Origin of the sequence: Pseudomonas tolaasii NCPPB 2192 (assembly GCF_002813445.1) — a bacterium.
Classification (GTDB): Bacteria; Pseudomonadota; Gammaproteobacteria; order Pseudomonadales; family Pseudomonadaceae; genus Aquipseudomonas; species Aquipseudomonas tolaasii.
In genome coordinates, this window is sequence record NZ_PHHD01000001.1 from 4258218 (window position 1) to 4282073 (window position 23856).

General features: G+C 60.2%; 23 protein-coding genes. 4 read left to right on the plus strand and 19 right to left on the minus strand.

Annotated elements, in window-relative coordinates:
• Positions 1–780: 780 nt before the first annotated feature.
• Positions 781–1257 (minus strand): class I SAM-dependent methyltransferase, encoded by a 477-nt coding sequence (locus tag ATI14_RS19950; protein ID WP_016970621.1) that lies wholly within the window; start codon positions 1255–1257, stop codon positions 781–783.
• A 49-nt stretch (positions 1258–1306) separates the two neighbouring features.
• Positions 1307–1735 carry a hypothetical protein gene (locus ATI14_RS19955; protein ID WP_016970622.1) on the minus strand — a complete coding sequence of 143 codons (429 nt, stop codon included), beginning with the start codon at positions 1733–1735 and terminating at the stop codon, positions 1307–1309.
• Between the two features lie 91 nt (positions 1736–1826).
• Between ATI14_RS19955 and ATI14_RS19960 the strand changes: the two genes are divergently transcribed.
• On the plus strand, positions 1827–2477 hold the full coding sequence (locus ATI14_RS19960) for a hypothetical protein (protein WP_130886751.1): 651 nt from the start codon (positions 1827–1829) through the stop codon (positions 2475–2477).
• On the opposite strand, the gene ATI14_RS19965 is transcribed toward ATI14_RS19960, so the two are convergent.
• Positions 2474–2791 (minus strand): DUF4406 domain-containing protein, encoded by a 318-nt coding sequence (locus ATI14_RS19965; protein WP_016970624.1) that lies wholly within the window; start codon positions 2789–2791, stop codon positions 2474–2476. The genes ATI14_RS19960 and ATI14_RS19965 overlap by 4 nt on opposite strands.
• Positions 2788–3225 carry a hypothetical protein gene (locus tag ATI14_RS19970; protein ID WP_016970625.1) on the minus strand — a complete coding sequence of 146 codons (438 nt, stop codon included), beginning with the start codon at positions 3223–3225 and terminating at the stop codon, positions 2788–2790. Before ATI14_RS19970 ends, ATI14_RS19965 begins: the two co-directional genes overlap by 4 nt.
• Before the next feature lie 58 nt (positions 3226–3283).
• On the opposite strand from ATI14_RS19970, the gene ATI14_RS19975 reads away from it, so the two are divergent.
• Complete coding sequence (locus ATI14_RS19975; protein ID WP_016970626.1) at positions 3284–3973, plus strand: hypothetical protein; 690 nt, start codon at positions 3284–3286, stop codon at positions 3971–3973.
• Here ATI14_RS19975 and ATI14_RS19980 read toward each other — a convergent pair whose 3' ends face one another.
• Positions 3974–4897, minus strand: a complete 924-nt coding sequence (locus tag ATI14_RS19980; RefSeq protein ID WP_080520045.1) for a DNA cytosine methyltransferase — start codon at positions 4895–4897, stop codon at positions 3974–3976.
• A gap of 81 nt (positions 4898–4978) precedes the next feature.
• Here ATI14_RS19980 and ATI14_RS19985 point away from each other — a divergent pair, with 81 nt between their 5' ends.
• Positions 4979–5488, plus strand: a complete 510-nt coding sequence (locus tag ATI14_RS19985) for a hypothetical protein (protein ID WP_100217151.1) — start codon at positions 4979–4981, stop codon at positions 5486–5488.
• 209 nt (positions 5489–5697) lie between these two features.
• Positions 5698–5991 carry a hypothetical protein gene (locus ATI14_RS19990; RefSeq protein ID WP_016970629.1) on the plus strand — a complete coding sequence of 98 codons (294 nt, stop codon included), beginning with the start codon at positions 5698–5700 and terminating at the stop codon, positions 5989–5991.
• 10 nt (positions 5992–6001) lie between these two features.
• Here ATI14_RS19990 and ATI14_RS19995 read toward each other — a convergent pair whose 3' ends face one another.
• The 14 genes from ATI14_RS19995 to ATI14_RS20060 all read right to left on the minus strand — a co-directional run bounded on the left by ATI14_RS19995 (position 6002) and on the right by ATI14_RS20060 (position 23845).
• A complete protein-coding gene (locus ATI14_RS19995; RefSeq protein ID WP_016970630.1) occupies positions 6002–6565 on the minus strand; it encodes a hypothetical protein in 564 nt (187 codons plus the stop codon).
• A 189-nt stretch (positions 6566–6754) separates the two neighbouring features.
• The gene (locus tag ATI14_RS20000) at positions 6755–7804 is read right to left on the minus strand and encodes a hypothetical protein (RefSeq protein WP_016970631.1); all 1050 of its coding nucleotides are present in this window, start codon (positions 7802–7804) and stop codon (positions 6755–6757) included.
• 11 nt (positions 7805–7815) lie between these two features.
• Positions 7816–9624, minus strand: coding sequence for a hypothetical protein (locus tag ATI14_RS20005; RefSeq protein WP_016970632.1), 1809 nt, complete (start codon positions 9622–9624; stop codon positions 7816–7818).
• A 3-nt stretch (positions 9625–9627) separates the two neighbouring features.
• Positions 9628–10920, minus strand: a complete 1293-nt coding sequence (locus ATI14_RS20010; protein ID WP_016970633.1) for a hypothetical protein — start codon at positions 10918–10920, stop codon at positions 9628–9630.
• A 19-nt stretch (positions 10921–10939) separates the two neighbouring features.
• Positions 10940–11863, minus strand: coding sequence for a hypothetical protein (locus ATI14_RS20015; RefSeq protein WP_016970634.1), 924 nt, complete (start codon positions 11861–11863; stop codon positions 10940–10942).
• Positions 11864–11922: 59 nt separating this feature from the next.
• Positions 11923–14286: a hypothetical protein gene (locus ATI14_RS20020; RefSeq protein ID WP_080520044.1), complete on the minus strand. Its 2364-nt coding sequence runs from the start codon at positions 14284–14286 to the stop codon at positions 11923–11925.
• 10 nt (positions 14287–14296) lie between these two features.
• On the minus strand, positions 14297–15436 hold the full coding sequence (locus ATI14_RS20025) for a hypothetical protein (RefSeq protein ID WP_031319701.1): 1140 nt from the start codon (positions 15434–15436) through the stop codon (positions 14297–14299).
• Complete coding sequence (locus ATI14_RS20030; RefSeq protein WP_016970637.1) at positions 15415–16851, minus strand: alkaline phosphatase family protein; 1437 nt, start codon at positions 16849–16851, stop codon at positions 15415–15417. Before ATI14_RS20030 ends, ATI14_RS20025 begins: the two co-directional genes overlap by 22 nt.
• Positions 16841–18061, minus strand: a complete 1221-nt coding sequence (gene eboE / locus ATI14_RS20035; RefSeq protein ID WP_080520043.1) for a metabolite traffic protein EboE — start codon at positions 18059–18061, stop codon at positions 16841–16843. The genes ATI14_RS20030 and eboE overlap by 11 nt, the downstream gene beginning before the upstream one ends.
• Positions 18058–18942, minus strand: a complete 885-nt coding sequence (locus tag ATI14_RS20040) for a TatD family hydrolase (RefSeq protein WP_016970639.1) — start codon at positions 18940–18942, stop codon at positions 18058–18060. Before ATI14_RS20040 ends, eboE begins: the two co-directional genes overlap by 4 nt.
• Positions 18943–18983: 41 nt before the next feature.
• Positions 18984–19667, minus strand: coding sequence for an EboA domain-containing protein (locus ATI14_RS20045; RefSeq protein ID WP_016970640.1), 684 nt, complete (start codon positions 19665–19667; stop codon positions 18984–18986).
• Positions 19664–20548 (minus strand): UbiA family prenyltransferase, encoded by an 885-nt coding sequence (locus ATI14_RS20050; protein ID WP_031319703.1) that lies wholly within the window; start codon positions 20546–20548, stop codon positions 19664–19666. Before ATI14_RS20050 ends, ATI14_RS20045 begins: the two co-directional genes overlap by 4 nt.
• Positions 20545–22413, minus strand: a complete 1869-nt coding sequence (locus ATI14_RS20055) for a 3-dehydroquinate synthase (RefSeq protein WP_017254252.1) — start codon at positions 22411–22413, stop codon at positions 20545–20547. Before ATI14_RS20055 ends, ATI14_RS20050 begins: the two co-directional genes overlap by 4 nt.
• A gap of 394 nt (positions 22414–22807) precedes the next feature.
• Positions 22808–23845, minus strand: coding sequence for a hypothetical protein (locus tag ATI14_RS20060; protein WP_016970643.1), 1038 nt, complete (start codon positions 23843–23845; stop codon positions 22808–22810).
• Between the last annotated feature and the right edge of the window lie 11 nt (positions 23846–23856).

The following is a 23856-nucleotide window of genomic DNA, read 5'->3' on the forward strand; positions in this document are numbered from 1 at the left end:
CAGAAGTTGGCCCACCGCTTTCCGGCAGGCACTTATGCTTTAATGAGAAAAATCCTTGCAGGTGGCGCGAAATGGATAAGGCGTTTAGAAACCCTTTGTTTTTGACTGGGATCCCGTTGGCAATCTGCGGCATTGCGATCACTGCGCCAGCCCTTTGGATTCCCGGTTTGGTTTTGATGGTTTGTGGGCTGGCGAAGAGCAAGAAACAGCCTTGATGCTCACCTGCAGGCATATAGGGGAATGGAGTGGTGGCGTATGGCCCCCGTATCTACGGTTGGAAGAAGGGCGTAGAACAGAAAGTCCGTTCTTTAATCCATCGGTCGTGCGCTTGTCTCATCATCTGGAAGCCCCAATTGCTCACGAATATCGAGGGCACATCCTTTTCCTCAAATTCGAGTGGCGGCGCCCCAACGACAAAAGTCCTCGCTCGGTCACCGTGATCGAGCCCGCCTCTATTAACGGACTGGGCGAGGTTGCGGCTGATCTACATGGCCCGTGGGATGACTACCAGTCGGCGATATCGGAAGCGATGTCCGCAGCCGAGAGATGGGTCGACAGCCAGTTGCCCTGAAGTTGCTCACCGGCAGGCATGTAGGGGGATTGGGGTTAGGAGTAGCCTTTGCTGATGCGCTGGGCGATGGCTTCGAGCTTTTCGGCCATGCTCCACATATCGTTGTTGTCGCGGCGGGATACCACTGCCGCGCTGGACGTTGCGATCGATCAGGATCTTTGCAGCCAGCAGGATCAGCCAGGCTTCGGCTTTCCGCCGGAAGAACCGCCTCATGGATTTGACCCCTTCATGAACGTGATCCAGTGCGTTTTCTCGCGCTTACCGGACTTGTGGCCAAACAGCGGCTGCTCGTCGGTCAGTGTCAGAATTTCGCTGACCCGGATCTGGGTTTCGTTCCACTTGAAGATCAGGAACTGGCCTGGTCGCAGCACCCGGAAGCACTCTGCGAAGCCTTTGCGGAGATCGTCCCTCCAGTCATCGGTGAGGATTCCGTACTTGAGCCGCAACCAGCTTTCGCGGCCGGCGCGCACCAGGTGCGGTGGATCGAACACCACCATATTGAAGCTGGCATCAGGGAAAGGCAGGTGCCGAAAGTCCATGATGACGTCGGGCTCAACCTTCAACACCCGGCCATCACACAGCACATGCTCTTCGTCGCGGATGTCGCCGAACAGAGCGCGCTGGTCACCCTTGTCGAACCACATCATCCGGCTGGCGCTGCATGGATCGAGGACTTGTGCATTCATGGTCTTGGCCCCTTGTAAATGAACACGTAGGCGAACCAGAGAGGGGCGATCATGGCGTCACCAGCGGGCTTTCTTCTGCGACCTGGCAAGAGCCGCAACCGTCACCGCACGCACCGCAGAAATCTTTGCCAACTGCCATGGCGTCGACTTCTCGCTGCAGGCTCGGCACATACCGCACCCATACGCACACTGGGCCGTCTTCGGTGTCGTGGATCGAGAAGAGGAACCAGCCATCACCAGCGGGCTGTGTCGGCGCCCAGGCCGTACAATCCGCGATGCCACTGGCGAACCATGCCGCTTGCAATTCATCCGGGGCGTCATCCTCAAAGTTCCGCTCACGAACCTCCAACCCTCGATCTGTGAACCAGGCGTATGGAATCAGTTCGTCATCAGTCGATGGCCAAGCTGGGTGGGTCCAGCAGCCGGCCGCGTCTCGCTCAATGGGCAGTGGCTGGATCAAAAAGGTTTTTTCAGACATGACTTCGTCCTTGCCGCTATAGCGGCTGACTTTGAAGGGGGAGGGGTTAGTAGGTTAAGCTCTCAGTCTTTAGTAACATGGCAGAAATGAAATGAGCAGAACGAACAGTTATTTAATTTTTTGCTACTGTTGTTTATTGTTTTGCGCTGGAGTTGTGTTTAGTTTCATTTTTACGAAAACGGGTGAGGTGAGCTTTATTACGTTCCTTGGAGCTCTTTCAAGCTTAGCTACAATTGGAGCTGCACTCACTGCTGTATATGCATTAAATTCATGGCGCACGCAGTTTAAACATGCAGAAAAGTATCGAATGATCAAAGAGCTAAGGGATATGACTAGTGACTCTGATTTCATCAGGCGCTTTGTGATATCTGTTCGAGATCAATTGATGAGCTCCTTATATAGCGAGTCGCTTGAAGATGATCCAAGCGAGGTGATGAAGGATTTTGGAATGGAACTGTGGTGGCAGCACTCGAAAAGCTTGAATTACGCATGGAACAATATGTGTGAAATACTCAGTGATGAAGACATTTCTAGGTTTGCTACGCGCCCCTCTGATTTGGATGATTCTGTTACCGAATGGTTTGAGAAGATGATTTATATTGTTTTCGAAGACGGGAGCCCGAGGCTTAGGCGTCACTTGAACTTGGTAAAGGAAACAGCTAGAGGTGGGAAAGAGATTACGTCTCAATATAAAGAGTTAGAAACGGGCGCGCGCGCTATTATTAAAAATTTATCTGCCTAGATATTTATCGGATGAGATGTAACCAGATCATGGGCATTCACAACCTTCATGCCGAGGTGTTCGGCGATCAGGACTTCCAAGCGGGCACCCTTTGAATGCTCCCAGCCGGGCAGGGTGGCCACGGTTTCACAGTCCATCAGGGCGACAATGTCGCGGCGCATGCAGTCGTTCCAAGTGCCGCCGTTGGGGTTGATCTCGGCGGGGTTGGTGACGGTGTGGCCGCCGGCGCGCAAGTTGGTGGTCATGGCGTGGAAGGCGGCGAAGTTGAGGTCGGGCAGGCCGGTCATGGGGCCGCTGAGGTAGATGCGCTTCATGCTGCCTCCTTTCGATCTTCCGGCTTTCGTATCAAGCCCAGGCGTACGCCTTCATCTCGAACAATCAAGATGTCGTCGCCATAGCCCCATGGATTCTCGAAGCCGTTATCCATCACGGGCTGGAAATACCCGTAGAGCATCATCTTCCCGCTGAGTACGAACGAACCGATAGATCCGACAAGGCTCTTCAGTGTGCCGCCGTGCGAGAAGCCGTCCCACGGGCCTTGCCTCGTAACGTTGATGCGGTCCCCGGTGTAGTCATCGAACAGCCAGACGATATTGCGACGGCCATTGAGGGCGAGGTATGCATCATGCCCGGCGCCCTTGTTACGAAAGAAGCACCGGCCGCAGTTGGCTATCACCCTGAGGAATTCGTTTGCAGCGATGACTCGGTCCAGGCGCTGCTGGCCGATGGTTTTGTTTTCTGTAGGCATGGGGAGTCCTCGCGTCTATATGCGGTAAACTAGTAAAAAATTTCGAGGCGAATGTGTAATGGGGCGTGTTCTGGCGATAGTGGGTATTGTTGTAACAGTGGTTTATTTGGTTTTTGTTTGGTGGTTAGTGGGGGAGAGGATTCAATCCCTGCAAACCATGGCGCTAAATGAAGTAGGGGATTTTTTAGCAGGTGTGTTTGGACCTTTAGCTATTCTCTGGCTCGTACTGGGGTTTTTCCAGCAGGGCGTAGAACTTCGGCAAGGGACAGAGGCGCTGAAGATGCAAGCAAAAGAATTAAGGGCGTCAGTGCAGCAGCAGTCAGCTATGGTTGATGTTTCGAAGGAACAGCTACGCACTGCGATAGATGCAGCAAAGTATGAGAGACAGCTTAACGAAAGAAGTTGTGAGCCGCATACTGGTTTCAAATTTAAGTATATGGTCACTAAAGGCCCTGAGAATATCGCTACTTTTGTACTGATTAATACCGGACCCAGATGTCGAGCGTTGAGTGTTATATTTTCCGCCTCTGATTCTGAGCAAATAATTTTGATATATAAGGAGGTTTTTGCGAGTGAGGAAATTGAAATTGAAGTGCCTGAAAGGCTGCTAAGTATTTCTGAACTAAGAAAGGCTACTCTTAGTTATACAAAAAATAACGGAACAGTAAGTCATGAGTTTTATGGTCTAAGGAAAGTCCAGCCTAGATTTGGTCAGCCTTTTGCGGAAGCGGTAAGGCTCTCTAGCTAATCAGCAAGCTTTCATTAGCGCCTCAATTATTCGACGACCAGCCAATGGCGGAACCGCGTTTCCGGTCATGTGCATGGTCAGCCGGTGGTTGTCCGGCCGCTGCGTGTCCTTCGGGAAAGACTGCGCGGCCATGGCCTCATTGGCAGTGATCATGCGCATCCGGTCACCGTCGACCACGGCCCATCGGTCCAGAGTAGTGATGGTGCCGATGGGGCGCTCCAGGCTGCGGCCAGTGAGCCCAGAACCGGAACCGTAGTAGGGCATAACGAACCGCTCGCCGAACCGCTCACGGCCATTCTTCACGCGGGTAAGCGTAGATTCAGAACGACCTGGCTTGATGATCGGCGACCACTTTCCAGCATTGAAATTGATAATCTCGCTGGCAGGCACGTGCTGGTGCTGCTGGAGTTGCAGGTGAAGCGGAGCCTTGCTGCGGGAGCACACCATGAACAGACGCACTCGGTGCTGAGGCACGCCGAGGTCGGCGCAGTCCACGATGTGCGGCGCCAGTGAGTAGCCAAGGCGCTTCATCGCATCTGCCCAGGCCGGGTAGAGAATCCAGTCCATGAACTCCGGCACGTTTTCGATGACGGCAAAGTCGGGCCGATTCACCTCTGCGTTCGCCACCGGCGCCCAGGCGGTAGAGCGCGAGTTGTCGTGCTGCGGGTTGCCGGCGGCCTTACCGCGTGCCTTTGCGTGGCCCTGGCAGCACGGAGAGGCCAGCATCACGTCATGCTTTGGCACCCGCGACCAGTCAGCCTGGTGCAAGTCCTGGCAGACGTGCTGCGTCTCCGGGTTGTTCTTGGTGTGCCACTCTACGGCTGCGGGCCAATGGTTGGCAGCCCAGAGCACGTTGAGGCCAGCGTCTTTCCCTCCGCGGGTCCATCCGCCGAAACCAGAAAACAAGTCAATTGCTGTGAGCATAGGGGACCCTCGCCGGCTGGCGTGATTCGTTGATATGGGGTATTACGGGTGACCGGCATGGAGCCGGATCAGGGAGCGAACATGGCTGAAGACACAAAAAATTTCGCAGCATGGATGAGGGCTTCGGACATACAGTCCTCGGTCTCGCGCTGTGCTGACTTGTTCAATAGCGGGGTTTTTAACTCCAACTCCAGTGCTGGAATTTTGTTTGAGTCTGCAGTAACGCTTTTGCTGATCCATCTGAATGACTTGTTGCAGAAGGCCAAGACGGATGGGAAAAGAATAAGCTTCGTGGACGACATTGAGATCACTGAAACAATCTCTGATGTCACCGACCTTGTTAGAGCTTGCAGATATGCGGCGTGTCATGTTCCAAGCGGGGAGCACAAAATTGAGTCTGGCAAGTTCACCTTTTGCGTAGCTTCTGGATATGGACCTACAGGCTTCGTTATTAATGGCAAGGAAATGGGTTCTGATTATGCCGATGACATTGCCGTGTATTACGGTAAGCACCGCCTGTATCTTAAAAGACACCTTTTGCGAAGTTTTGAATTGGTTGCACAAATTTATCGGACGGAGGGCCATTGGTAAGCGCCGCCCTCCGTTTACCCGATGCAGCAGCGTCTTCTCTTTCGCGCGCTTGTCCCGCTGAATCTGCGCATTGTCTTTGGCCATGGCCTACCTCTTCAATTCCACTTGCTGGCAGTGCCAGGCATGCCGGTCGGCGCCGCGCGGCGGTTACCCTTGGCTGCAAATTCGGAAGAACCGTGCAAGTCGTGCAAGGTGGGGAGTTAGTTTCGGTGTACAAAAATACCTCGACTCCCACCGGTTACTTTCCGATCGAAGCCGGCAAGCCGCTGCATCTGGTCATGCGTGGCTGGGCCAATGCCAACCGCACCTGCAGGATAGGGTTCGTCAGTGAGTTTGCGCCGGGAGTGCGTTACGTGATCAAGGGCGGGATTGTCGACGACCCGTCAGCCTTGAGCGGGTGCCACATCAGTATTTTCAACGCGGATTCGGGGGCACGCGTCGCTGTCGCTGACGAGCCGAAAGTGGAACGTGGCTGCGCCTTGGACAAGCTGCCGCTGCAATGACGGGCTCGACTTAACAGTTCAACACCGGCGCATAACGCTCCTGACGTTTCTTGAAGTGAATCGGCGCCATGGGGATTTTCTCACCGTTCACGAAAATATCCGGGAAGGTCAGGGTGAAGTCGTCAAGATCACCTTTGCCCAGGGGCGTGCCCTTGCTGTCGGAGTTGTTGATGTCTCTGGGATCGAACCCGGTTTTCAAACGATCCACGCTGACCTGATAAGTCTGCCCGGAAGCCAGTTGTACGGTGACTTCAGGTGACGCGGCGCTGACCCAGAGCGGGGTACCTGCATTGCCTTGACGGGGTTTGTAGAGACGGCCAAACAGGCGAAGTTCTGTATCGGCTGATTTCACATTACCCGGCCAACTCCGTGTGCCGGGTGGCGCCACATACACCAGCACGCGCACCCAGTCAAGCGCGGGCGAGGTGGGAGCGACGCTGATGGCTGCGAGCGCGCCGGGGCAGGTGCGTGAGAGCAGGGCGTTCTGGCCGATGCGGGATTCGGGGTGCAGATAAGGTCCGGTACTGCAGCCCGTGACCAGTGCCAGTACTGTTAACAGAATGTATTTGTTCATCCGCCAATTCCCTTTGCCGTCGTAATCGAGCGTGCATTTAAGCATTTATATCGAGGCGGCTGGCTAACGGCTGTTCACCAAAGGGCAGACAAAGAAAAGCCCACGATGGGGGCGCGGGCTTAAAGGTGTTCGCTTAGGAGCTGAATCGATCCTATGCGCTTGATTGTGAAAACCTCGTGAAAGCCTTTTTCACAGTTCAACCCGGCGTAATTTGCCACTCAGTGCCACGACTTTATTCCCCGGCGCGGGCACTTTTCGGCCCGTCAGCCCCATGCCTTCACTCACCACCACGGCCCCCGGCACCAGGCACAGGTTGGACGGCGTATCCAGCCCGCGCGCCAGCACTTCAACCTGGCCACTGCGCACATTGCAACGCAACAGCCGCCCGGTAAACCGGGTGAAACCGCCATGCAGTGGCTCACCGGCCCAGTCCGGCGCCAAGGGTTGTTGCAGATGGCTGCACAGCTCCAGCACCAGCAGGTTGCCGTTTGGGCACAGCGCCAGCCCGGTGGGCAACTGCAAACCGCGTATGACCACTTCCACCTGGCCGCTGGCCGGGTAAACCCGCACCACCTGGCCCGCGAAGTCGGCAAAGTCGATGCCTTTACGCGCCGGCTCGTCATGCAGTTCGCCGGAAAACAGGCTCATCAGCACCGCGTCGGTTTCGGGTTCATAGACAAGGGTGACGGGTACGGCTTCCTGGCCCTGATCCAGCTCTGGGAGTTGCGCCAGCACACGTTCTTCTTCGCCATCGCGAAATTCCACCAACTGGTTGGTATCGGGTTTGACCGCCAGCCAGCTGCGCCGCGTCGGGTGGTAGCACAGCGCATTGAGATTGCCGCGACTGTGAAACACCGGCTCCGGCGGGCTGTATTGCAGGTCGAGCAGCCTGGAGCCGCCGACATAATCGGTCTGGCTCGCCAGGCAGCGGCCATCACCGCAGGCAATATCCGATACGCCCATGATTTCATCGCGCAACATGCGAGCCTGCATGTTCAGCGCGCGAAAGCCTTGGGCCAGAACCGCGCCGGGCAGGTAAGCGCCGGGCCGCTGTGGGTCGGGAATCAATCGGCTGATACGGCCGCTGAACGGCTGGTCCGGCAAGCCCGAGCCCGCCTCCGCGAGCAACAGGCTGCCATCGGCTTGCAGGCACAGCCCGCGCGGGTTGAGCAGGCCTTCGGCAATCAACGTACTCGGGCGCAGGGTTTCGACAGGCTGCGCAGGAATATGCAGGGTCATGGGGTTTACTCCTATTGCGGCGGTTGCCAAGGGCTGCCGGTGAGGTAAGCACGCAGCAACGCGCGCTGGGCCGGCGACATGGAACGCACCACCGGCATGAACAGCGTGGTGCCCTTATAGGCGTCGGCGGTGCGCGCGAGGATGGCGTTTTTGGCAGCCATGATCGCGTCCGGCTGGTTCAGCGGCACGTAGCGCGACATCGCCGGGAAGGCCAGGTAATGAAAGCGCAGTACGTTGGGGTATACCTGCTGCCAGGTGATAGTGCTGCCCTTGGCGATGCCGAAGTCGGTCTGCGCGTATTTGCGGAAATTGGTGAAAAACGCGCCGTTGTCCACGCCATTCGCCGTGCAGGTCAGCGAGACAAATCCCGCCTGGCCCGCGCTGCCGGATTTCACGGTGACAGGAAAACTCAGTGTCTGCTGGCCGGCATTCAGCGTCATCGACGCCGGAAAATTCAGGAAGTCGGTGTATTGCTTGCCCTCATAAGTCCCCGGCGCACTGGCCTGCACGCTGATTTTGGTGGCGTTGGGCACTGGCCCGCCCAGGTAGCGGACCTGCAGGTTGATGGTCAGTCCGTTGGGGTAGTCCTCCAGGTACACGTTGCGCTGGTCGGCATACACCCGGTAGGTCGACTCGATGGCGTTGAGCGTCTTGCCGTTCACCGCCGTCGGGCCGGTGATGGTCAGCGCGGTAGTCCTCACCGCCTGCTGCTGGCTGGTGTTCAACGGCAGGTCGACAATGCCACCGTACACGTAGTAATTGACCAAGGGGCTGGCCGTCGGGTTGAGGGTGGTCAGTGCCGTGGCCCCGGCGGCAATGGTCACTGGCCCGTAGTTTGCGTTCGGCCCGATGGGGCTGGTGATGTCGTCACGCACGGTGCGAAAGGTTTGCTTGGGGATGACATTCACCATGTCCAGGCTCAACAAACCGTTATTGCCCAGCGCTGCATAAGCGGCGTTGCCGGTGCTGAGGTTGACGATTTGCCGGCCCGGCTGGCAGCTCATCGGCTCGCCGGCAAAGGCCGGAGCCAGGGTGCCGATCACCCGGCCGATGCTTGGGTTGGGTGTGTACTTGCCCGCCGCATAGTCGGCATCCAGCTGCGGCGTGGTCATCTGCGGGCACATCTCGAACATCACGAAACGCAACACAATACCCGTGGCGCCGGGCGCCTGGATGATCGACTTCAACCCGGCGCTGTTCTTGTTCCAGCTGACGATGCTGCTCAGCGGGAAGGTCAGTTGAAAGGTGCCGCTGGCGTGAAACGAGCCCGGCGCGTCCATCTTCGCCGGGTCGAGCACGCGGCCGGTCACGTCGAAACTGCTGCATACCGCGTTGTTGCGAATCAGCAACTGAACATTAGTGCTGTCGCCAATTTGCAGGCCGCCGACAAATATCTGTGTGGTCACCGAGGACGTGGGGTCAAGGTCGACCATCATCGGCCCCGACACTGGCCCCTGGCCGGTCACCGGGTCTACCGAGCCGAGCAGGTACACCGGCTGGCCGATCAGGTCACCGGTGGTGCTGATGTTGCCGGGGCTGCCTTGTGAGCTGATCAAGGCGTTTTGCATGTCCACCACATGCTGGCCGTAGTGGTTCCAGCCGCCGGCGGTGTAGTAGTTGCCGGCGGGGGCGTTGATCATGTTGTTCAATTGGTCATCGGTGTAGGACTGCGCGCCCGGCGCCAGGGTCGAGGTGGTCAGGTCGAACAGCGGCCAGTTCGGGTTGCCATTGAATGGAATGGTCGGCGAGTTGTTCGGCAAACTCACGTCCGTGCGGATGCCGCCCCAGAAATTCAGTCGTGGTCCGTTAAGAATGCTCATGGTCTATTCCTTGTCCGTGGCGTGAGGGGTCAGAGGCGGGTTGGCGAATTTGAACAGGTACGAGAAGTCCGATTTGAACGGGCTCTTCACCGGCGTCGCCATGGAGTGGCAGTTCATGCAACTGCTGTTGGGCTGGATGTAGCTTTCCATGGTCACGTTGGCCGATAGCGCAGGCGTTGGCTGGCCCAACGGGTTGCTCGGGTTGTTCGGCATCAAGGGGCGTTGGGTGGTGACGAGCTGGTAGTACTTCAGCACGCTGCGCTGCAGGCCGGGGTTGGCGCGGTAGTTGTTGTTGACCCACTGAGTGACGTCGGCAATAGGCGTCACGCGATTCAGCGGGTTCGGCGTCTGGAACGTGGTACCGGCTTTGGGCACGCATACCAGTTGCGTGCCTTGGGTTTGCCAGTTGCACGGTGACTGGTTCAGCGAGGCGGCGGGGGCCGTGGCGTTGTAGTAGGAATACGCCGTGCCCGGTACCGGTTGGTCGACCCACTGGCCGTTGACCTTGGCTTTGGGCGGCACGTTTTCAATCTGCTCGAAGGTCGACCAGATCCACTGCGGGTAGCCGTTGACCTTGGTGATGATATGCAGCCCCACCAAGCCCAAATAGGCCTCGCTGACGCCAATCTTCTGGCCCTGGCTGTTGAACCGCGCCACGCGCGCGAACTGGGTGAGGTAATGGCTGGCATTGTCACGCGGGGTCAGGATGCGCCAGCTGGATTTAATCTCGATCACCCCATTCGGAAAGGCGATGTTGTTGGCTTTGGACACCACATTCGCGTTGTAGAAATTGTTGCCCACGATGTAGTTGTAGGACGCCTGGTTCGCCGAAATATCGTAGTAGGTCGGGTTGCCCGCCTGATCGATCAGCCAGCCGCCGACAGCCTGGTCGATGGAGTTGACCAGCGTGCTGTTCTTCAGCGCGGCAATGTTGATGATGCCCAGGCTTTTGGCTTTCAGCGGGCTGTTCCACGGCCCCGGGTTGGCGGCTCCCGGCAGGAAAATCTCGCTGACGGTCTTGTAGGTTTGCCACACGGTGTAGCCGGGGTCGCCGGGTTGTTTGCTGCAATTGGGCGCGCCGCGCTGGCCATCTTGCGCGGGCCAGTTCAGGGCAATAAACATTTGCCAGCTGTATTGGTCGAACTGGTCCTGGCTGGCGTTGGCGGCGGGTGCGCTGCCGGGTGGCTGGCAGTTCAACTGGGTGGCCAGGGTGGCCGGCTGCGGTTCTTCACGCGCCTGTGCCGACAGGCTAAACAGCCCGAGAGCCATCAGGCAAAAATTCAATAGCTTTTTCATCGCAATCCTTCCTCGCACGTCAGGGTTTACGTGGCATGAGCTGGTTCCACTGCGCCTTGCGTCCATTGCTCTGGGACGCCGGCGGCTCGAACAACTGGCATTGCGGCGGGTTGGTGGGGCACATGGCGGCCACTTGCGCCCAGGTCTGGGCCGGGTCGGGTTTGGCGATGCGAAAGTTCGTGTAGTTCTGGCTGACAATCGGTGCATTGGCCACGCTGGTGTCGCCGGAAAAGAAGAACGATTGCGGCAGCCGGTAGGGCGGTGTGCCCGTTTGCTGTTTGTTGAACGCGTAACCGAACAGGATCGGCCCCGACGGTGACTGCAAGTCCAGCGCATAGGCCTGCACGCTGCCGCCGAGGTTCTGGCTGCGTGTCGCGCTGTAAGGCAGGTGCTGCACGAAGTCCTGGCGGGGCGGGTGGTTCATCGGCGAGAACATGCAGCAGGCCGGCATGTCTTTCGGGCGGTCCTCGGGGTAGGTCAGAAAGTACGCCTTGTTGCCCAGGGACACGAAAGAGCAGCTGTAGTTGTTGTTCTTGATCGGGAAGATCGGCAGGCAGTACTTCTCGTAGTGCTCCATCATCGCGCCGAAGCCGTCACCATCAGCCGGGATGTAGGTGGTGTCGTAGTAACTGGTGCCCCGCGAGACCGTATAGTCAGACGGCTTCAAGGTGGACGGCGGACTGCTGTAGGGCGGCGGGTTTTTCTCGTAATTGGTCATCACCCGGTACATGGTCCAGTTGCTGATCCACTGCGCGGGAAAGAACGGGTCGGACGGCTCGCCGGGCAGGCGTTTGGCGATGCAATTGCCGTTCTGTGCATTGCACCCTTCGGTGTTGTGCACCCCGTTGGTGAAGTACACCGCGCCGCTGTCATCGGCGGCAAAGGTGGCGGGGCTGAGGCACACAATCAGCAACAGCAGTCGGCTCAAGAGGCTGGCGTTCATAAGACACTCCTTTGAAAGCCGGGTGACAGGTGCGTCACCCGGTAGTCCTGTGTGCGGCGTTAGTGGTAGTCACTCATGCTGAGCTGAATGGGCGGATAGTTGCGCTTGACCAGCGCCTGCGCCCACAGCTCCAGCACGGCGCGGCGGCTTTGCGGCATGTCGCGGGTGATGGGCATCGCCAGCGTGCTTTCTTCCTGGTACGCCTTGCTGATCAGCACGATCAACTGGTCGACGGCGCCCTCGATGCGCGTGAGGTTATTGAGCGGCATGTACTTGCTCATGATCGGGTACAGGTAATAGAACGGCTGGAGGATGAAGGGGTAGATGAACGTCTCCCAGATCACCTGGCCGGCGTCTTCGCGCTGGTAGATCAGGTTCCAGGCATTGACGAAATCCTGCTGCATCTGCGGCTCCTGCGGCAGCACGCGCAGCGGTGCGAGGAAGTCGGTGTAGGCCTGGCCCAGCGGGAAGCTGAACGGAATGACCGGCGCCTGCTGACCTTCCTGCACAAAAAAGCGCAAGGTCGGAAAGCCTGGCGCCAGGGCCGTGACCGTCAGGTTGGCGATGCCGTTGGCGTCGGTTTGAATCTGGGTCAGGCTGTACTGCACCGTGCTGTTGAGTGGGTCTTGCAGCGTACCCTGCCGGGCGATCGGGTTTTGAAATGCAAGGGTCGGGCTCAAAGGGACAGACGCCGGTGTCGGTAGAAACTCCTGATACGTCACGGGCGTGGTCTGGTCGGCCGACACCGCCAGCCGTATCGCCATCAATTGGCGCCCGGTGCCGTCGGTGACATGGCTGGGCAGCGTCACCACCCCCTGGAATTGCGGCAGGTTGGCGCTGTTGTTGGCCGGGTTCGCCGGGTCGTTGTTAAACAGCGTGAAATTCGCCGCGTTACTGAACGCCAGGTAGTAATCGGTGGTGCACAGCATGTAGGGGTTGCCGTATTCCGCGACCCACAACGTGGTGCCGGCGGGGGCGGGCAGGCCGTCGTATTGCACCATCACCTGCAGTGTTTTGGTGTCGCCCACGTCGATGAAACCGGCGCTTTGCACCACCTCGGCGGTCCACATTTGCTGGGTCGCGGCGATCACGGGCGTGGTGCCTTGCCACTGCAACTCGAGGCTGCCGGTTTGCAACTGCGTCTGCGCCTGCACGTTCAGCGGCAGGTCGAGAATGCCCGAACGCTTGTCGAATTGCAGTTGCTCGTAATCGGCATAACCGAACGTCGCCAGCGGGCTGAATTGCGCGCCCTGGCGAATGCCGATCTGGTAATTGCCGGCCTGGTATTTGGCGGCAATCGGGATGTCGGCGGTCTTGTCGACCGGGTAGAACGGGAAGGCGTTGCCCAGGTCCAGCGACAAGGTGTCGCCATGGGCCTCTACCGAAATCACCCCGAGTTGTACCGGGTTGGTATCACCCGGCGAGGTTTTGTAGATGGGCACCTTTTGCGCCGGCACCAGGCGGCGGCCCGCCGGAGCGGTGGGAAACTCATCCTCAAACCACAGGCCCACCGTACCCACCGTGCGGCTGTAGGCCGGGTTGAAAAAGATATCGCCGACGTTATCCAGCGCCTGCTGGTACATCGCCTGCACCTTGGCCTGGGCTTGCGGCGTGGAGCTGTGGGTGTCGATGGGCGGGTAGTTGTTGAGGATGCCGTTCTTGTCGTAGCAGGTCAGGTAGGTGGTAAAGCGGAACATCAGGCCCTTGGCGTTTTGCTGGGTCATTTGCGCCTGCAAATTTTGCAGCAGGGCCGAACTGCCGGGCACCCATTCAAGGTTCTCTTTCGGGAAACAGGTTTGCCAGGTGGTGGTGACGTAGCTCAGGCCGCCGAGGTTGGCCCAGTTGAAATTCAGGAAACGGTCGAGCATGCGGTGTTCGCGGTTCAGGGTCAGACTGCAACCATTGCCGCCCAGCACCAGCTTGTCGAAGTACAACGCGGTGAAGGTGTTCTGCCACGGGCTCACGTCCACGAACCGCGCCGGGGAGTTGGGCGCGCCGCCAAACGGGTTGCCGAGCAACTGAAAGCTCTGGTTGATCAGCGGGTCGCTGCCCACATAGCCACCGCCCGGGAGCTCGCCGCCGGTGATCACCGATTGGGTCCCGTTGTAGCTGACCGTGCCGCAGGCGTTGTCACCGAACAGGTTCCATTCGCCGGGAATCATCGGCGTGGTCAACTGGCCGGCATTGCCCGGCACCTGCATCACATAGCTCGGCACCTGAGCAGGGGCCAGCGGTGCGATGGTCCAGGGCAACAGGGTGGTCGCGGCGTTCAACGGAGTGATGTTGAACGACTCCAGAAACCGCCAGTTCATGCGCATTTTCACGGCGTCGTAGAGCGGGTACATGTCGTTGTTGTTGGCGGTCGGCGGGTTCCAGAACATATGGCCACCGACGTAGATGCGCGGGAAATTCAATACGCTCATGTCAGGCTCCTTAGCGTTGCCACTGGGCGCGTTTGAGCGACCAGACAAAGTCCAGTTTGTGATAGCCGACAAAGTCGGAGGCCGGCAGTGCGGCGGTGGGGTAGACAATCCCGCCGTTTTTGTTGAGGGCGAAATTGAAGTAGCCCTGCTTTGGCGAATACGCCGCAGTGCCGTGGCAGGCAAAACACGAGGATTCGCTCTGGAACGCCGACTCCAGCTGGGAGTTGGCCAGCAGCGTCGGGTTGGTGTTGGACTGCACGCCGATCAGCTCGTATTGGGCCAGCGCCGGAAATTGCGCCTGGAACGTGGTGTTGACCGGTTGCGCCGCAGCCGTCGGCCCGGTGCTGTTGGTCATTGGCGTGGGAGGAATCGCGTTGGTCACGGTGTACTTGCTGTTGTTGCGGTTTTCGAAAGTGGTCCACACCCAGTCCGGGTTGAGTTTATTGATCACATGCAGGCCGCTCAGCGCGGCGTAGCCCACCACGTACTTTGTGCCTTGCTGGTAATAGGTCTGGGCGATGTAGTAGCCGTCATTGGCCAGTTGCTGCTGGTAGGTCGGGTTGTTGCCGATCCACAGCCAGGCCGCCTTGAGTTCCCATGCGGTAAAGGGAAAGTTCAGGTCGCCTGTCAGCGCGGCCTGGCCGTTCACGTTGTAGACCTTCTGCTGCACGATGTAGTTGAAAGTGTCTTCGCCCATCAGCAACTGGAAGCGCACCGCCTGGCCCTGTTCGGCCTGCGGCACCTGGCCGCCCATTTCCAGGATCAGCCCGTCCACCTGTTGCGTGGCGTTAAGGTTATGGAACAGGCGGCTGGTGTTCATGCCCATGGCCTGGGCCTGGCTCAGCACCGCAGCGGGCACTGGCGTGCGCTGGGCGTAGGGCAGGGGCGCGGCGCCTTTGGCCAGGTAGACCTGGTCCGACGGCTTCAGGGTTTCCCACACCAAGTCCGGGCTCTGCGCCGCCGCCGGTTGGTTCAGGCAGGCGAACCAGTTCCAGGCCAGGGTCTCGGGGCTCTGGGTAAACGTAGTTCGCGTCTTGTCGATGTCGCCTCCAAATTGCATGAAGTTGCTGCAATCGAAGGGGCTGGTGGTCTGGGCCTGGGCCAATCCGGCCAGTGCACTCAGTACCGTTATAGATAAGGCTCGCCGCATGGAAGCTCCTTGGCTGTGGCCAGTTCGGTGTCGGGGCGCCCCAGGAAGTGTTCCAGGAGCAGTTGTTTCACCGCCGTGGCCGCCAAGTGGTGCGGTAACGGCAGATCGCAATCGGTGATCAGCAGCGGGCCGGTTTGCGGGGTCTCGGGCAGGCGGCCGTGGCTGCCTCGGACCAGCCCGGTGTCCAGCGGGATCAGGTCCATGTAGTAGCGAAAGCCGAGGCTCTTTTGCAGCAGGCGCTGCGCGACCTTCAGCTTGGGGAAACGAATGGCCGGGTCGATAAACAGCTCGACCGGGTCGTAGCCGGGCTTGCGGTGAATGTCCACGGTGCGTGCGAAATCCGGCGCCTTTCGCTCATCCAGCCAGTAGTAGTAATCGAACCAGAAACCTTTGGCGGCCACGGCCACCAGCTCGCCGCTGCGCGTATGGTCGAGCTGCCACGCGTGTTGCTCGGCCTTGTCCAGCACCTGCTCGATACCGGGCTGGCGCTGCAACAGGGCTTTGATGCGCGGGATGTCCTGGGCCTGCCTGACGTAGACGTGTGCTATTTGATGGTCAGCCACCGCAAACGCCGCGCTGGCGCCGGGGTCGAGCAACTCCCAGCTCAGGGATTCGCGCACCTGCAACAGGCCTTCGGCACGCAATACGCGGTTGATCGACACCGATTGTTCGACGGCTTCGATGCCGTATTCGGAGAGCAGCATTACCGCCGCGCCCTCGGCCTTGGCAAAGGCCAGCAGGCGCCCGACTTCACTGTCGATCGCGCGCACTTCATCAGGAATCGACGGGTGATCCGGCCCCAGGCGTTGCAGGCTGTAGTCGAGGTGCGGCAGGTAGATCAACTGCAAATGCGGCCGGCTGAGGGTGAACTCGGCCATGGCGCAGTCCACGATCCAGCGGCTCGACGCAATACCCGCCGCCGGCCCCCAGAAACCGGGGAATGGAAACGTGCCAATCTGCTGCTCGATCTGCTCGTGCAACCCCGGCGGCGACGAATACAGCCCGAATTGCTTGCGCCCGTCGGCCGGATAATGCGGGCGCGGGGTGATCGACGCGTCCACGTCGGCGTACATGTTGTACCACCAGAACAACTGACTGCAGCGAAAGCCCGGCATTTCGCGTTTGAGGGTGTGCCAGACCTTTTCGCCCTCGATCAACGCATTGGGTTGCAGCCAGAAACGCACCTCGGCCTGATCGCGAAAGTACCAGCCATTGCCGACGATACCGTGCTGCGACGGCGGCGCGCCGGTGAGGATCGACGCCTGCACCGTCGAGGTCACCGCCGGAAACACCGGTTGCAGCGTGGCCATTTTCGCGGTCTTGAGCAGCCTGTTGATGTGCGGCGTGGCCTCACCCAGCAGCGATGGCGTAAGCCCCACCACATTGATCAGCAGCAGCGGTTGCTCAGAGGGCATCGGCGTAGGCCTCCCGCACCAGGGTTTGCAGCAGGTTGCGCTGGCGCAACTGGTCTTCGACCCAGCGCAGTTCGGCGGCAATGCCTTCCAGTTGCGCACGTTCGGTGGCCGGACGCAGTTGGGCCGGCAGCACGCCCCAACTGTAGGTTTCCACTTCCAGCACCGGGCGAAAATCCGCGTGGGCGGCGAGGTAGTCAAAGGTCTGCGCCAGGGCCACCTGGCTGCCGCTCAGCTCGGGCAACAGCAGGTGCTCGCTGAACAGCGGAATGTGGAAGTGAATGCGCAGTTCGGTGAACCCGGCGCAACGCTGCAGCGCGGCGGGCAAGTCCGGCCACGCCACACGCCGACCGTGGGCGTCGAGGGATTTGACCTGATGCAGGTAGGTGGTTTCGGCAAAGCTGCCGAGGGTATTGAGGACGTGTTCGCGACGTTTTTCATCACTGGCCGGCAAGCGGCAAATCATCGCATTGGACAGCTGGATCTTGCCCACCGGCACCCGCGCGTGGCGCAGCCGGTCGAGGGACTGGTAGCAGTCCTCGAACATCACCGCCTGGTGGCATACGTCAAAACACAGCGTCAGGTAGGCATGGTTGGGGTCAATGGTGTGTCGGTGATGAAAGAAGGCGATGGTGTGCTCGGTGTTTTCCAGCACGCAGTCCGGTTCCATTTCCAGGCAAAACACAATCTTCTTGCCGGTTTCCCGGTGCAGGTCCGCGAGCGCCGCGGTGAGCTGGCTGAGGTGTTCGTCAGCACGGGTTTGCAACGCCGGGGTCCAGGTGGCGGCATAGCCCAGCGGCACGGTGGAAATTACCCCTTGGCGGCAGTCAGGCGGCAAGGCATGGGCGAGAATGCGCGCCAGATCGAGGCTGTAGGCAAGCCGCTGTGGGTCGGCCCAGTCTGGCGAATACACTTCGGCTTTCACCGCGCCCTCGTGGAACTCGCCATAGGGAAAACCGTTCAGCGACGTCAGGCGCAACCCGCTGTGGCGCAACAGGCTCAGAAAGTGTGCGCGTGCCGACTCGTTTTGCAGCTCGGCGGCCGCACGCGCGCAAATCCACAGGCCGCTGTCCTGCTCGCTCAACCCGCGCAGGCGGCGCACACCTTGAAAGTGTTGCTCGATGGAGGCGCGCAAACCCGCCAGGTCACGGGTGGGGTGCACGTTGCTGCAATAACCCACTTGGCTTGCGGCCCAGCCGCTGGCGGCACTCATTTGACCACCGGGTCCTGGCCGCGCAGGGCCGAGTTTTCCTGCCACTGCTTGCGCTGGTCGATGGGCAATGGGGTGCTGACCAGAGCCTTGTCGAGCTGGCCGCTTTGGGCAAAGAAATCCACCGGGTTGTGGAACAGCACCTGCTCGACCTGAGCCTGAGAGAAACCCGCCGCGAGCATCGCCTGGCCCGTTTTCGGTACTTTGAGCGGGTCGCTGATGCCCCAGTCGGCCGCGCTGTTGACCACCATTTTCTCGGTGCCGTATTCCTGCAGTAACGCGACCATGCGCTGCTCCGACATTTTGGTGTTGGGGTAGATCGAATGGCCGCGCCAGCAGTCGCTGTCGAGCACCAGCGGCAAGGTCAGTTCATTGAGGTGGTCGATGATCACCAGGTGCTCGGCGATGCCCACTTCACGGATCACGGCGAGGGTGCGTTTGGTGCCGCCGATCTTGTCGCGGTGCGGCGTGTGCACCAGCACCGGCAGGTTGAATTGCTTCGCCAGCTCCAGCTGCGCGGCGAGAAAGCGGTCTTCTTCGGGGGTGATGTCGTCGTAGCCGATTTCGCCCACGGCGACCACGCCGTCCTTGACCAGGTAGCGCGGCAGAATCTCCAGCACTTCGTTGGCGATTGAGAGGTCATTCGCCTCTTTGGGGTTCAGGCCGATGGTGCAGAAATGGTGGATGCCGAACATGCTCGCGCGAAAGCGCTCCCAGCCCAGCAGGGTGTCGAAATAGTCGACGAAACTGCCGACGCTGGTGCGGGCCTGGCCTTGCCAGAACGCCGGCTCGATGACCCCGGTGATCCCGGCGGCGGCCATGTTCTGGTAGTCGTCGGTGGTGCGGCTGACCATGTGAATATGCGGATCGAAGTACTTGAGCATGGTGAATCCTCGTCAAGGAAAAGGCGCAGGCGGTGAACGGTTCAGTTCAAGTGAGCGTGCCATTCCGGCGGCAGGCGCAAGCCACCCAGGCGCTGGCGTTGCGCGGGGCTGAGCAAGGGGAAGGCGATGGCGTTGGGCAGGCCGGGGGACACGGTCCGCGCGGCGGCAAGTTGTTCGTCCAGCAGGTCCAGCGCCAGTTGATTGAGCGTGACGCCCTGGCGTTGCGGCAGGCCGACGACACGGCCAATGTCCAGGCCCATGCCCAAGGCTTTCAGCACCAGCTGGTGAAAGGCGCGTTCGGGGTAGTGGCGCGAGGGATAAGCCGTGTCGAGGGCGAGGGCGGCGAAGACCAGCGGGTTGCTGGTGCGCCCGGCCTGCAAGGCCAGCTCCAGGCACACGCCGTCGCTGTCGAGCCAGTCGAGGGCTTTGATAATCGCGGTTTTCTCGTGGTCGTCGCCCCACAGGAACAGCTGGCGCACGGTCGAAACGTGCTCGCCGTCCGGCGTTTGTTCAAGTGTCTGAGCCAGCAACAAGGCACGCGCCCGCTCAACCACCGGCGCCTTGAGATGTCGCTTGCATTGGCCGCTCAACAACGCCGTGGTGCTGACGCCTGGTTGTTGGATGAGTTGCGCCTGCGCCTGTTGCCACCACTGCAGTTCGGTAGCGTCCAGCTGTTGGGCGAAGGCTTGGCGATAGTCGGCGAGGCAATCCGGGCGCATGTTCATGTGGGTTTGATCCAGCGCTGAAAGTGGGGGAGCACAAAGAACACCAGCACGCAGAGCAGGCTGCCCAAGGGTTGGTCGGCCACCGCCAGCACCAGTGCATCGAACAGCGGCAAGGCGGCCAGCCCGGCGCCGATAAACGCGCGCACGCTGCGTTGCTGCGGGTTGGCCAGGTGCTTGCGGTAATGCCAGCCCAGCCAGCCCAGCCACAACACCAGCACCGGCCAGAACCACAGGCTGCCGGCGTAGAGGGCCAGCGCCAGCGGGCTGAGCATCAGCACCAGCGGCAGGCGGCTGATCAACTGGTTGCGATGTTCCTGGCGGGCCAGGTAGGTCAGGCCGCTGATGTATACGCCCAGCAGCATCGCGCAGAGCCAGATCGGCTCCGGCGGCACCGCCAGGCTCGCCGCTGCGGTGAGGTACAGCGCCGAGCGGCAGGCGCCCATCAGCCACACGCTGTGGGCGTATTTCTTGTGCAGCAGGTTGTAGCCAACAATGCAGCCCACCAGCAGCACCACGCCGCCGAGCAGCCAGTGCGGCTGGTCAATCAGGCGGCTCAGGCCCAGCACCGCAGCCACGGCGAGCATCAGCAGCAGGGCGGTAGCGAGGCCGACTTGCTGGCGGCTGGCCAGACCCAGGGTGATGGGGCGCGGGTTGTGGTGCTGCTCGTCCCAGTCGGCGTCGAGCCAGTCATTGAGCAGCATCCCGGCCAGGTACAGCAGCGACAGGGTGACCAGCAGCAGCCCCCACACCAGCGACGACGGCGGCGTCAGGGCCCCGGCGCTGCTGGCCAGCAGGGCGGCGGCGAGGGTGTTGGTCCACACCGTGGGCAGGTTGGACACGCGGCCCAGGGTCAGCCAGGTTTTCATCGTGGTCTGGCTCATTGTGCGTAGCCCAGGCGCAGGGCCAGGTCGCTGCGGGTTGCCAACTGGTGCAGCGCCCATTCCATCTGGGTGTCGTCGATGTCATGCAGGTCCACCGACTGGCCGATGCGGTTGAGCATGGGGATCGACAACTGCCCGCCCAGGTGCTGGCGGAATTCCTCCAGGCCGAGCAATACCTGCGAGCGACCGCTCGCGTCTTTCAGGCTCAATTCCGGCGGGCACAGGTTGAAGCCCAGGGTGTGCAACAGGTTCATCACCCGTTGCGTGTCGGCATCGCTCAACAGCCCAAGGGCATTGGCGTACAGCCCATCCAGCGCCATCCCTACCGCGACCGCTTCACCATGGCGCAGCCGATGATGGCTGAGGTTTTCCAGCTTGTGCGCGGCCCAGTGGCCGTAGTCCAGCGGGCGGCCATTGCCGCGCTCGAACGGGTCGCCGGCGCCGGTGATGTGCCCCAGGTGCAGCTCTGCACAACGCCGGATCGCGTAGCGGCTCGCCGGGTGGTCGAAGCGGGCGAGGGCGTCGGCGTGTTGCTCCATCCACTCGAAAAACGCCTGGTCCTTGATCAGCGCCACCTTGACGGCTTCGGCAAGCCCGGCGATCTGGTCGCGGTGGGTGAGGCTGGTGAGCAGTTGGAAGTCGTTGATCACCGCCGTGGCGGGATAGAAGGCGCCGAGCAGGTTCTTTTGGCCGAAGGCGTTGATGCCGTTTTTCACGCCGATACCGGCGTCGTTCTGCGCCAGCACGGTGCTGGGGATGCGGATCAGCCGAATGCCCCGGTGGAAGGTCGCACAGGCGTAGCCCACCGAATCCAGGACCGCGCCGCCGCCCAGCGCCAGCACGTAGCAATGCCTGTCGAGGCCGTGTTGCAACATGTCGGCGTAAAGCTGTTCCAGTACCTGGGCCGTTTTGCTCAGCTCACCGGCGGGCACTGCAATGGGCGCGGTGAGCAAATGCAGGTCGGCGTTGTGGGTGCTGAAGTAAGTGTCGATCTGCTGCAGCAGTGTCGGCGCGCTGTGCAGCAGTTGCTCATCGGCAAACACCATTACTGTGACCGGGCTATTGTGCCGCGCGCAGAGTTGCTGGTGCAGGCAAGGGTTGAGCGGGTCGAACAGGTGGTCGGTAAACACCACCGGGTAGTCGTAACTCACCTGGAAACGGCCTTGCAGCGGTTGCCCGGCGCCGGGTGCGCGCAGGGCCTTGAACAGGCTGTAACCGGCCACGAACAGCAGCGGCAGCACCATGCTCGCCAGGATGGTCACCAGCAGCGCATTTTCCTCGATCAGAAACGTGCCGATGGCGGTGTAAGCCAGTGCCAGGCCCGCGTTGGCCAGGGTGGTGATGAGTAAAAACGCGCGCAGCGGGTAGCGTTGCATCCCGGCGGCCACCACCGAGGTTTCTGCCAGCACCGGCACGCCGCGCAGGCAGATCAGCGACAGCGTGTTCAAACGGTAAGCCAGTTGCCCCGGCTGGCGCTGATGCAGGCCCAGGCGACCCGATAACAGCCGAAAATAACCGGCCCCCAGCGCATAGCCCAACCCGGCGCCCAGGCACAGGCCGATAAAGATCGTGAGGTACCCGCCGAGGCTGCCGAGCAGGGCCACGGCGAGCAGTGCGACCATGCTCGACGGCACCGGCAACACCACGTCGAGCGCCAGCAAAGCAATCAGTAAAAGTGCGAATGCAAGTGCCTGATTGGCAGAGGTGAGTTGTAACTGATCGAGTGAGCTCAGGGCGTGCTGAATCTGTTGTTCGAATAACAGGAAACTGGCGATCACCAGCACAGCAAAAACACTCAATGACAGCCAGAAATGTTCGACTGGCCCCTTTTTCGAAAACGCACGATGCCACTGGCTGCGCTTCATCAAAGCATCCCTTTTCAAGTGTAAAGACCAAGTTCCGTTTCAGTCGTCAACGCTAATTCAGAGCAACAGTTTCCCCTGCCTGGAGGGCTGGTAATACGGGCAATTGAGCACGGCGGTGAAGGTATTCATGAACGTAGACGGTTGTGGTTTTTTTGCAAGTTCGGGCGGTAAAGCAGTTGCTTGGCGGGGGGGGGCAGGCGGGTGTCGGAGGCGGGCACTTGGTCAATACTTACAACTAGTTGTATGGCTTTTTATTGGGCGTCAATAACCCGTTTTAAAACGCCCAATGCAGTAGCAAAGTTGCGATGTTAGTGGGTCGGGTTATTGCCGCTGGCTATAAGTAATTTAACGCGACTTAGTTGTCGAGAATGATTCCGCTTAAGCCGTCGAATGTTTAAGGTGCCGAGTCTGGAACAGCGCGATAAACAGCAACCTCATCCGAGCGAATCGTCTCTTTTAATGTGTACGTCGAACCGGTTTTGATCTTGATCTTCCAGTGCTGTGCAGCCCGTGACGCATTGGCGTTGAAGGCGGCGTCCGGCACCGCCGCAAAGTGGTCATAGCGATACAGCGTGTAGGAAACGTCCGGCTTCAAGTCGGAAATCGTCAGGGTCAATGTCAACGGGGCAGACGGCGGGCGTTTATTGCCGTGTTGCGCCATCGCCGGTTCCTCGGCGTTGACATCGGTCCACAGGCGCACCGGCAGCGTTTGGCCGTCATGATCGATGATGCCGGTGACGGCCACGCCGAACTGTTTGCCGCGCGGCAGCGAATACACCGGCCGGGAGGGCGCATTCGCTGCTTCCCGGCTGGCCTGGAATTCACCGAACGGGAAGTGGTAGCGGTAAACGGGCGCGCCGTCGGGGGACCAGAGGCCGTTGTCACTCAGCGTCAGCACGTCGTCGGCGTAATAGCTGGGCGGCGATGTGAACGGGTGTTTTGAGGCGACGCCGATCACCGGCACGATATGGTCGTACTGCGCGTCACCGGCTTCGGTGTCATCGGAACCTTCGAAAGCGTGCATGTTTTCATACACGCCGATAATCACCGGGTAACCGGCGAGCACATTGCCCTTCACCCACGTCAGGAAGTGGTTGGCGTTTGGCGTGCTGACGCTGTTCCACGGCTGTGCCTGCAAATGCATGCGCGCAGCGGCGGCCACATCGTTGACCCCCGGCAGCAGCTGGCTGCCGGCGTGGGATTGGTCCACGCCCGGGCTGGCCAGGGCGCGGGCGTCGTATTGGGACACATACTGGCCGTAATAGAGCCCGGCGCTGATGAAGGCCACTTCGCCGCAGTAACCGTAGTTCGCCGTCCATTGCAGGCGCGGCGGGATGTCATTTTTGAGGCGTGCGGCGGCAGAGTCTTGCGCCCACAGCACGGCGGGTAGTAACAGCGCCATACACAGCACGCGTGGGTTGAGGCCCGGCATATCGATTGCCC